This is a genomic window from Acidimicrobiales bacterium, from assembly GCA_035533595.1.
GTDB lineage: Bacteria > Actinomycetota > Acidimicrobiia > Acidimicrobiales > Bog-793 > DATLTN01.
This window is the reverse complement of the sequence record DATLTN010000004.1, coordinates 51,642-60,799: the sequence shown is the minus strand read 5'-3', so window position 1 is coordinate 60,799 and position 9,158 is coordinate 51,642. Positions and strand designations below refer to the sequence as shown.

At 69.2% G+C, this 9,158-nt stretch carries 11 protein-coding genes; 7 read left to right on the top strand and 4 right to left on the bottom strand.

Features of this window, described 5'->3' with window-relative positions:
• Nucleotides 1–40: 40 nt before the first annotated feature.
• From VNF07_00930 to VNF07_00905, 6 genes are all read left to right on the top strand, one after another.
• Entirely contained in the window at nt 41–1,636 is a 1,596-nt protein-coding gene (locus tag VNF07_00930) for a sugar ABC transporter ATP-binding protein (protein ID HVB04802.1), read from the top strand.
• Nucleotides 1,637–1,719: 83 nt separating this feature from the next.
• Entirely contained in the window at nt 1,720–2,568 is an 849-nt protein-coding gene (locus VNF07_00925; GenBank protein HVB04801.1) for a polysaccharide deacetylase family protein, read from the top strand.
• Between the two features lie 77 nt (nt 2,569–2,645).
• Nucleotides 2,646–3,344, top strand: a complete 699-nt coding sequence (locus VNF07_00920; GenBank protein ID HVB04800.1) for an isochorismatase family protein — start codon at nt 2,646–2,648, stop codon at nt 3,342–3,344.
• A 57-nt stretch (nt 3,345–3,401) separates the two neighbouring features.
• Nucleotides 3,402–4,286: a polysaccharide deacetylase family protein gene (locus VNF07_00915; protein HVB04799.1), complete on the top strand. Its 885-nt coding sequence runs from the start codon at nt 3,402–3,404 to the stop codon at nt 4,284–4,286.
• A gap of 221 nt (nt 4,287–4,507) precedes the next feature.
• Entirely contained in the window at nt 4,508–5,053 is a 546-nt protein-coding gene (locus VNF07_00910; GenBank protein ID HVB04798.1) for an isochorismatase family protein, read from the top strand.
• Between the two features lie 86 nt (nt 5,054–5,139).
• Nucleotides 5,140–5,289: a hypothetical protein gene (locus tag VNF07_00905; protein HVB04797.1), complete on the top strand. Its 150-nt coding sequence runs from the start codon at nt 5,140–5,142 to the stop codon at nt 5,287–5,289.
• On the opposite strand, the gene VNF07_00900 is transcribed toward VNF07_00905, so the two are convergent.
• On the bottom strand, nt 5,261–5,806 hold the full coding sequence (locus VNF07_00900) for a DUF6328 family protein (protein ID HVB04796.1): 546 nt from the start codon (nt 5,804–5,806) through the stop codon (nt 5,261–5,263). The two genes, VNF07_00905 and VNF07_00900, sit on opposite strands and share 29 nt — an antisense overlap.
• Nucleotides 5,807–5,872: 66 nt before the next feature.
• Here VNF07_00900 and VNF07_00895 point away from each other — a divergent pair, with 66 nt between their 5' ends.
• A complete protein-coding gene (locus VNF07_00895; protein HVB04795.1) occupies nt 5,873–6,088 on the top strand; it encodes a zinc ribbon domain-containing protein in 216 nt (71 codons plus the stop codon).
• A 66-nt stretch (nt 6,089–6,154) separates the two neighbouring features.
• On the opposite strand, the gene VNF07_00890 is transcribed toward VNF07_00895, so the two are convergent.
• From VNF07_00890 to VNF07_00880, 3 genes are read right to left on the bottom strand one after another with little or no spacing between them, the layout of a single operon-like run.
• Entirely contained in the window at nt 6,155–6,382 is a 228-nt protein-coding gene (locus VNF07_00890) for a hypothetical protein (protein HVB04794.1), read from the bottom strand.
• Nucleotides 6,383–6,391: 9 nt separating this feature from the next.
• On the bottom strand, nt 6,392–7,768 hold the full coding sequence (gene der / locus VNF07_00885) for a ribosome biogenesis GTPase Der (protein ID HVB04793.1): 1,377 nt from the start codon (nt 7,766–7,768) through the stop codon (nt 6,392–6,394).
• Nucleotides 7,765–9,147, bottom strand: coding sequence for a DUF512 domain-containing protein (locus tag VNF07_00880; GenBank protein HVB04792.1), 1,383 nt, complete (start codon nt 9,145–9,147; stop codon nt 7,765–7,767). Before VNF07_00880 ends, der begins: the two co-directional genes overlap by 4 nt.
• Between the last annotated feature and the right edge of the window lie 11 nt (nt 9,148–9,158).

The window sequence follows — 9,158 nt, the reverse complement described above, 5'->3', positions numbered from 1 at the left end:
AGCACCCCGACCCGGAGCAAGTGACGAAAGAGGTGCAGCAATGACCACGCTCCTCGCCCCGGTCCGCGAGATCGGAAAGGAAGAGGCGGTCCGCGGTCAGGTTGTCCGGCTCGAGCACCTGACGAAGTCGTTCGGCCCTCGCACCGTGCTGAACGACGTCGGCTTCGAGATCCCGGCCGGCAAAGTGGTGGCCCTCCTCGGTCAGAACGGCAGCGGCAAGTCCACCTTGATCAAACTGCTGGCGGGCTTTCACGAACCTGACGCCGGATCCGACTCGGCGGTGGTGATCGGCGAAGCGCGTCTCTCGCTGCCGCTGCACGAGGACACCCACGGCTTTCGGATAGCGGTCGTTCACCAGGACCTCGCGCTGCTCCCGACGGCCTCGGTCGCGGAGAATCTCTTGATCGATCGGCTTGGCAAGCGTGCGATCGGCCGCCTCTCCTGGCGGGAGGTTCGGGCGCGTGCGCAGGTGATGCTCGACCGCGTCGGTGCCCATGAGATCAATCCGCGCGCCGAAGTTTCGCGCCTGCGCCCAGTGCAGCGCGCGATGGTCGCCATTGCTCGGGCGATGGACGAGCTCGCCGCCGGGGGGCTACTGATCCTCGACGAGGTCACGGCCTTCCTCACCCAAGACGGCGTGGACCAGCTCTTCGACCTCATCCGTGAGGTGGCGAGCCGCGGCATCGGCGTGCTGTTCGTCTCGCATCGCATGGAGGAGATCTGGCGGATCTGTGACCGCGCGGTCGTGCTCCGCAACGGCGAGAAGGTCGCGGAGGCCGCGATCGAGGAGACGTCGGTCGACGAGCTCGTGACGGCCATCGTCGGTCAGCAGCTCGACTGGCTGTACCCCGAGAAGCACCCTGTCCGCGACGAGCTCCGCGTCCGCTTCCGCGATGTGGCGGCCGTGCCGGTGCGCTCGTTCAATCTCGACGCAAAGGCAGGCGAGATCGTCGGACTGACCGGCCTGAGGGGCATGGGTCACGAGCGCGTGATCTATGCCCTGTACGGCGAGATGCCGGGTTGCAGCGGCACGGTCGAGATCATCGGTTCCGATCCCTACCCGCTCGGGCAGATGGTCCCCCGGCGCGCCTTTGGCCTCGGCATGCGGCTCGTGCCCTCCGAACGGCTGCTGAACGGAGCGGTCGGTGCCGCGACGGTGCGCGAGAACGCGTCGCTCCCTTCGCTCGAGCAGTTCGTCCGGGCGTTCGCGCTCAACAAGCGCGCGGAGCGGGAGTGGGCGTCCGCGCTCGTGTGCAACTACGGGGTCACCCCGGCCGACTGCGAGGCGATCTACTCCAGCCTGAGCGGCGGCAACCAGCAGAAGGTCCTCGTTGCTCGTTGGCTCGAGACCGCCCCGGCGATCCTCCTCCTCGACGAGCCGACCCAGGGCGTAGACGTGGGCGCCCGACGCGACATCTTCTCCCGGATCGTGGAAGCGGCCCAGAGCGGCGTCACCGTCCTGTACTCCACCTCGGAGACCCAGGACCTCGCGGAGCTGTGTCACCGCGTTCTCGTCTTCCGGGACGGGGTCGTCGCCGGGGAGCTGCGGGGCAACGAGGTCACCGAGGAAGCGATCAGCCGCGTCTGCTGGGCGGGCAAGGACGACGGCGCCGTGGCGCCAGCGATAGCGCGCTGAATCCCAGCACCGAGCGAGGCGCGGCGAACCCGACCGACACCGCATCACGCACCCAGTCAGAGCACCTACCGAGGAAGAGGACCATGGACAACGAGCTCTACTCGTACCAGCCGATCACCGAGCGGACCCCGCTCAGTTTCCCGGACGGCAAGAAGCTGGCGTTCTACGTTGGCCTCAACGTCGAGCACTTCTACGTGGACAAGCCGTTCATGCGTCCGAGCGTCCCGGACCCGATGAGCCACGGCCAACGCGACTACGGCACCCGGGTCGGCATCTGGCGACTGATGGACCTGTTCGACGAGCTCGGTGTGCGGGCCAGTGCGATCACGAACTCCGACGTCTGCTCGCGCTACCCCCAGATCGTGAAGGCCGGAGTCGAGCGCGATTGGGCCTGGATCGCGCACGGCCAGACGAACTCGATCATGCAGTCGGGGATGGGCGTCGAAGAAGAGGAGAAGTTCCTGTGGGACATGTTCGATGCATTCGACGACTCGCTGCCCGCTCGGCCGAAGGGATGGCTCGGACCGGGGCTATCGGAGACCTTCGAGACTCCGCGGATCCTCGCGGAGTACGGCCTTACGTACCTGCTCGATTGGTGTTGTGACGACCAGCCGTTCCCTCTCGAGGTCCCGGGGATGATCTCGGTCCCCTACGGGCTCGAGATCAACGACATCGGCATGTGGATGGCGACCACGCTCACGGGCGCGGACTACGAGACGATGGTGCTCGATCAGTTCGAGGTGTTGATGGAAGACGCCCAGAAGACTGGAATGGTGATGGCGCTTCCGATCCACACCTTTGTCGTCGGACAGCCCCACCTCTTCAAGCACTTCGCCGCCGTCATGCGCAAGATCTGCGCCGAAAGCGACGTGTGGGTTACGACCAGCGACGAGATCGCCGAGCACTACCTGTCGAGCATGGCAACGAGCTGAACCAACGCCCCTCAGCGATCCTCGCGCGAGGGGCGGCACACCGAAGAACCGCGAGCAACGACCGAAGGAGATCAACCATGACCATGTCATCGAAGCCCTGGGACGGCATCATGCCGCCCGAAGATGTCGAGGCCTTCGGCCGCGGCTTTGATCGGCAGTACCGGCCGATGACGCCGGGCAAGAAGCCGGCGCTCATCATCGTCGACATGACGATTGCATTCGTCGACTCGGCCTACCCCACGGGCTTCAGCCCGACCGGATGGCCCTGCGTCGAGGCGAACGCGACCCTGCTGGCGGCGGCGCGGGCGGCGGGGATTCCCGTCTTTTTCACCAAGAGCTACTTCGACGAGACCCACGCGCCGCGGCCGCCCGAGCGTGGCCGCTGGAAGACGGTGGGGGCCCTCCGCGAGCCACTGCCCGAGGGCACACCTCCCGGTGACGTCATCGTCGAGGCGCTCACACCGCGCGACGACGAGATCGTGATCTACAAGGGGGCAAAGCCGAGCGGCTTCAGCGGCACGCCGCTCGCCTCCTACATGATCCACGAGGGCTGCGACACCGCCATCGTTACGGGCATGACGACGAGCGGCTGCGTGCGGGCGACGCTGCTCGACGCGTTCCAACTGAACTTCCACTGCGTGATCCCCTACGAGTGCTCGGCTGACCGCAGCCAGCTCTCGCACAAGGTGAACCTCTTCGACATGCACATGAAGTACGCCGACGTCGTCAGCCTCGACGAGACGATCGACTACCTCGACAAGCTCGGAATCGACTGAGCACCCACGCACCCACCCCACGTCCGGAGGCCGCGGCGCCGGACGTGGGGTGGGTGCGTGGACGACCCGACCCTCTCCGCCGCAAAGGACACCATGGACAACGACCTGTACACCTACCAGCCCATCACCGAGCGGCCCCCGCTCGTGCTCCCGGAGGGCAAGAAGCTCGCCTTCTATGTGGGACTCAATATCGAGCACTTCCACGTCGACGTGCCTTCGCGGAGCCAGTACCCGCCTGACCCGATGGGGCTCGGACAGCGAGACTACGGCACCCGCGTGGGGATCTGGCGCCTTTTCGACCTCTTCGACGAGGTCGGCCTGCGGGGGAGCGCGATCACCAACTCCGAGGTCTGTACCCACTACCCCCAGATCGTGCAGGCCGGGGTCGAGCGGGACTGGGCCTGGATCGCGCACGGCCAGACCAACTCCAAGATGGAGAGCGGCATGGCGGTCGACGAGGAGGAGAGCTTCCTGAAAGAGATGTTCGCGACGTTCGATGCGGCGCTCCCTGCGCTCCCGAAGGGGTGGCTCGGACCGGGGCTCTCCGAGACCTTCGAGACTCCCCGCATCCTCGCCGAGTACGGTCTCACCTACCTCCTCGACTGGTGCTGCGACGACCAGCCCTTCGCCTTCGCGAAGCACGGCCTCGTCTCGGTGCCGTACTCGCTTGAAGTGAACGACGTGTCGATGTGGAACAAGGGTCTGCTCACCGGCCCCGACTACGAGCGGATGGTGCTCGACCAGTTCGAGATCCTGATGGAGGACGCCCAGAAGACCGGGATGGTCATGGCGCTCCCCCTGCACACCTTCGTCGTCGGCCAGCCCCACCTCTTCAAGTACCTCCGGCGGGTGCTGCGAGTGATCTGCGCCAACGCCGACGTCTGGGTCACCACGAGCGAGGACATCGCCGATTACTACTGCTCGATCACGGCTGGCTCCTAAGAAACAACGGCCGGTGATCGCTGTCACCAAGGAGGAGACGGCTCTGGCGAAAGTGTGGGCTCGGTTTCTGAGCGAGCGGGACAAGGCGCATTTCGACGCCATCGGTTGGCTGAGCCGGGCGCCGTTCGGCTTCGGTGCGCGGCCGGCGATCATCGTGGTGGACGACTACTACTCCTCGGTCGGCCACGTGCGCGAGCCGCACCTGGCCAGGCTCGTGCGGGATGGACGGCTGGGAGGCAATAGACCGCACGGCCGAGCTGCTGGAGGTCGCGCGCGGCCGCGAGGTCCCGATCGTCTACCTCCACGGCATGGACGACTTCCCGAGCCATTGGGGCGGCCGGCCGAAGGGTCCGTCGAACCTCGCTCACCTCCCGGTGGAGCTGCGGGCGATGGCGAACCAGATCGTCGAGGAGATCGCCCCGCAGCCGGGTGACCTCGTTCTCGAGAAGGAGGGGCCGAGTGCCTTCCACCGCACTCCGCTCCAGGACCACCTCGTCTACCTGGGCGTCGACACCCTGCTCGTGGTCGGTGAATCGACGAGTGGCTGCGTTCGCGCCACCGTCGTCGATGGAACGTCGCTGCGCTACAAGATGGGCGTCGTCGAGGAGTGCGTGTTCGACCGCACGGAGGCCTGCCACGCGATCAGCCTCTTAGACATGGACCTCAAGTACGCCGACGTCGTCGACCTTGAGGCCGCGCAGCGGTATCTCAACACCGGGAGCACCGCTGTCGCGGACGCGGTGATGCCGGCCGCTGCTGCCGTCTGAACGAGATTCCGCTCCGAGCCACCGCCGTCCACGACGCAGATCCGACCGCGCCCACCGCCCCGGCGCAGCCCGCAAGCGCCCAGCTGTTGAGCGGCGAGGAGGACGCACTCGCCCGCAGCGCGATCGCCGGCAAGTTCGGACTCCTGCCGGGCGTGCTCGTCCCGCTGTTCCACCGCCTCGCCCGCTACACCACGCTCCACTACGAGCTCACCGCGGCGACCCCGGAAGGGACATAGCCGGCCGGCCCACCTTCCGCCGGCGGCCGGTGACGGGGATCACCGCCCACAGCGCGACGAAAAGGCCGAGCACCGCGAGCGAGATCGCCGGCACCGGCCAGCCGCGACAGACCTCCCCCACCACCAGCCACACTGAGGCGCTCACGGCGAGGGCGACCGCCGCGAGGCCGCCGAGGGTCATCGCGTTCGAGACCGCGACGAGCTCGGCCTTCTGGTGCGTGCGGAAGACGGCCCGGTGGTAGGCGACGGGGGCGATGAGGAGGGCGATCGCCGTGCAGCACAGGGCGACGCCGGCGACGTAGAGGTGGCGCTGGGGGGCGTCGAGCCTCGGGAAGCCCTTCGCAAAGGGGATCGCGAGCAGGAAACCGAAGAGGACCTGCACCCCGAGAGCGAGCACCCGCAGCTCTTGGAGGAGGTCGCCGAGGTTGTGGTCGGCGCGCTGCTCGGGAGTCTCGGCCCGGCCGGGGTCGGTCGGGTCCTGGCCCTTTGCGGTGCGCTCGGTGCGGTCGTCGCTCACCGTCGATACCCCTTCGGTGCTCCGGCGTCACGGCCTCTGTAGAGTGCCGTGGTCGAGGAGGTGACGATGCCGATCTACGAATATCGCTGCAAGGAGTGCGACGAGGCCTTCGAGCTCCGTCGTCCCGCCGCCGAGTCCTCCGACCCGGCCACCTGCTCGCAGGGCCACCAGGCGCGGCGCGTGCTCTCGGTCTTCGCCGCAGTCGGCGCCCCATCGGGGGAGGCCTCGCCGGCGCCCACCGGCGGCTGCGGTCCCGGCTGCGCCTGCGCCGCCGGCCTCTGAGTTCCCCCGAGCCGAGCGCGGCCTGCTCGGGCCACCGAGCTCACGAGACGGGGTGCCGCCCCCTGGTCAGGCGTGGTGGCGGAGCCAAAAGATGAACCAGATCAGCCGGTAGACGAGGTAGCCGACGGTGCCGAGGGCGAGCACCTTGAAGTGCCAGGGCGCTTTCGGCGGTGCGTCGTCGCCCTCGCCGGGGGCGACCACCGAGTTGCAGTGCGGGCAGTGCTCGATCCCCTGTTCGTCGCGCACCGTGCGCTCGTCCTCGACGGGCTCCGCGCAGGTTTCGCACCACGCCACGGTCACCGCCTAGCGGCCGCCGCGGGGCCGGACGCGCAGCTTGAGCGCCGTCGGACCGAGGCCGTAGCGCTCGCGCAGCGAGCGCTCGATGAAGCGCAGGTAGGTCGGCTGCATCCGCCCGGTGGTGAACAGCGTGATCGTCGGCGGGTCGACGGCGCCCTGCACCGCATAGAGGATGCGCGCCCCCGCCGCGGGCTGCGCGCTCTGGATCTCGCGCATCGTCTGGTTGAGCTGCCCCGTCGGGATCCGGCGGTGGTAGGCGTCGATCGCCGCCCGCAGCGCCGGGAGGATGCGCTGCACCCCGAGGCCCGTCGTCGCGGAGATGCGCAGCACCGGGGCGTAGTCGAGGAAGCCGAGGCGGTCGGCGACGTCGGCGGCGACCCGCAGGCGGGTCTCGGTGTCGCAGAGGTCCCACTTGTTCAAGACGATGACGATCGGGCTGCCAGCGGCGTCCACCCGCTCGGCGAGGCGCTGCTCCTGGTGGGTGACCCCCTGGGCGGCGTCGAGGACGAGGAGCGCGACGTTGGAGGAGTCGATCGCCTTCAGCGAGCGGACGAGTGAGTAGTACTCGGTGCCCTCGATGATGCGCGCCTTGCGGCGCAGCCCCGCGGTGTCGATGAAGCGGAGGCGCCCCTCCTCGGTCTCGACGATGGTGTCGATCGCGTCGCGCGTCGTTCCGGGCACGTCGTGCACGACCGAGCGCTCGTCGCCGACGAGACGGTTGAACAGCGTCGACTTCCCGACGTTCGGCCGGCCGACGATCGCGATCGAGGCGAGGACGCCGTCGTCGGGGAGGCCTTCCCCCTCGCCTTCCACCTCGGGCTCGGGCTCGGCCTCGGGGAGGCGGGCGACGACCACGTCGAGCAGATCGCCCACGCCGCGTCCGTGCAGCGCCGAGACGAGGTGCGGCGTCGAGAAACCGAAGCGTCCGAGCGCCCAGCCGTCGGACTCCTGGTTCTGGGAGTCGACCTTGTTGGCGACCACGATCACCTTGTCCGAGTGCGGGCGGAGCAACGTCGCGACGGCGTCGTCCTCGCCGGTCAGCCCGACGACGCTGTCGAGGACGAGGAGCACCACGTCCGCGCCTTGAACGGCGCGCAGCGCCTGGTCGGTGACCTTCTGCTCGAGCGCGCCGCCGCGTTCCAGCATCCCGCCGGTGTCGACGATCGTGAAGCGGCGCCCGCGCCAGTCGGCCTCGCGCTCGAAACGGTCGCGGGTCACCCCCGGCTTCTCCTCGACGATCGCCCTCCTGCTCCCGAGGATGCGGTTGAGCAGGGTCGACTTGCCGACGTTCGGCCGGCCGACGATGCAAACGACCGGGAGCGCCGCCGCGGGAGGCCGGGGCGCGGCCGCGCCGACGAGCTCCTCGGGCGGGGCGTCGGTCACGAGCTGGCGGCGAGCGCGAGGCTGCGGCGGCGGGGCTTGAGGGCGCGGGCGAGGGCCTCCCCCGTCGCCTCGACGACCTCGACCGGGCGCGGCAGCTCGGCGAGGGAGGTGCCGTCGAGGAAGCGCTCCTCGGAGAGGCAGACGTCGGGGAGGAGGTAGCGGCGCCCCTCGGGGAGCCGCTCGAGGGCGCGGGCGAGGTCGACGCCGGTGAGCAGGCCGGCGACGGCGATGTTCCCGCCGAAGAAGTCGTTGCGCACCGCGTGGACCTCGACGTCGTCACGCCCGAGACTCCCGACGAGCGGCGAGAGCACGCGTGCCCCGTACTCGCCGGTGAGGACCGTCACCGGCGCCTCGCCCTCCCCCGCGAGCGACGGGGTCGCCCGGTGCGCCCGGTAGCCGGCGGCGGGCGCGCCGTCGACGCTGTGGAAGAAGCCGCCGCGCACCGCGGGAGCCCCGCTGCGGTGACCGGCGAAGCTGTCGGCGAAGAGCGCGGCCATGCCGATCCCGTTCTCGTGCTGCGCGAACTCGCCGTAGCTCTCCGATGACGGGAAGGGACGGCCGGCGAGGAGGTAGTACTCGTCGGCCGCGTACACGAGGCGGCGGCCGAGGAGGGCCGAGTAGCGCTCCTGCCACTCGGCGACGGTGTCGAGAACCACCTCGGCCTCGGCCCGTGAGTGCGGGCGCATCTCCGGCTCATGGGAGTGACGGCTCACCCCGAGGGGGACCGCCGCCACCGACGAGAGGCGCGGGAAGCGCTCGAGGATCCCGGCGAGGGTCCCGTACAGCACGGCGCCGTCGTTCACCCCCGGGCAGATGACGAGCTGGCCGTGCACCTCGATGCCGTGCTCGAGCAGCTGCGCGAGCCAGCGCAGGCTCGTCGCGCCGCGCCGGTTGCGCAGCAGGTGGGCGCGCACCTCGGGGTCGGTGGCGTGGATCGAGACGTAGAGCGGCGACAGCGCCTCGTCGACGACCCGCTCGAGGTCGAGCTCGGTGAAGCGGGTGAGGGTGGTGAAGTTGCCGTACAAGAAGGAGAGGCGGTAGTCGTCGTCCTTCACGTAGAGGCTCTTCCGCATCCCCTTCGGCAGCTGGTAGATGAAGCAGAACGAGCAGTGGTTGTCGCAGGTCCGAACGCGGTCGAACAGCGCCGAGGAGACCTCGATTCCGAGGGGCTCACCGGCCTGCTTGTCGATCGCGACCTCGAGCTCGAGGCCGCCGCGGCGGAGCGACAACTCGAGGCACGCCTCGTCCGCGAGGAGGCGGTAGGCGATGACGTCGCGGGGCACCTCGCCGTTCATGGCGGCGATCTCATCGCCGACGAGCACCCCCGCGCGGTCCGCCGGCGAGTCGGGCGCGACCGCAACGACCTGCGGGAACGGCATGAAGCAAGGGT

Coding starts and splice junctions, on each gene's coding strand:
- VNF07_00930 (HVB04802.1), top strand. CDS start 41: ATGACCACGCTCCTCGCCCCGGTCCGCGAGATCGGAAAGGAAGAGGCG.
- VNF07_00925 (HVB04801.1), top strand. CDS start 1,720: ATGGACAACGAGCTCTACTCGTACCAGCCGATCACCGAGCGGACCCCG.
- VNF07_00920 (HVB04800.1), top strand. CDS start 2,646: ATGACCATGTCATCGAAGCCCTGGGACGGCATCATGCCGCCCGAAGAT.
- VNF07_00910 (HVB04798.1), top strand. CDS start 4,508: ATGGACGGCTGGGAGGCAATAGACCGCACGGCCGAGCTGCTGGAGGTC.
- VNF07_00895 (HVB04795.1), top strand. CDS start 5,873: ATGCCGATCTACGAATATCGCTGCAAGGAGTGCGACGAGGCCTTCGAG.
- VNF07_00880 (HVB04792.1), bottom strand. CDS start 9,147: ATGCCGTTCCCGCAGGTCGTTGCGGTCGCGCCCGACTCGCCGGCGGAC.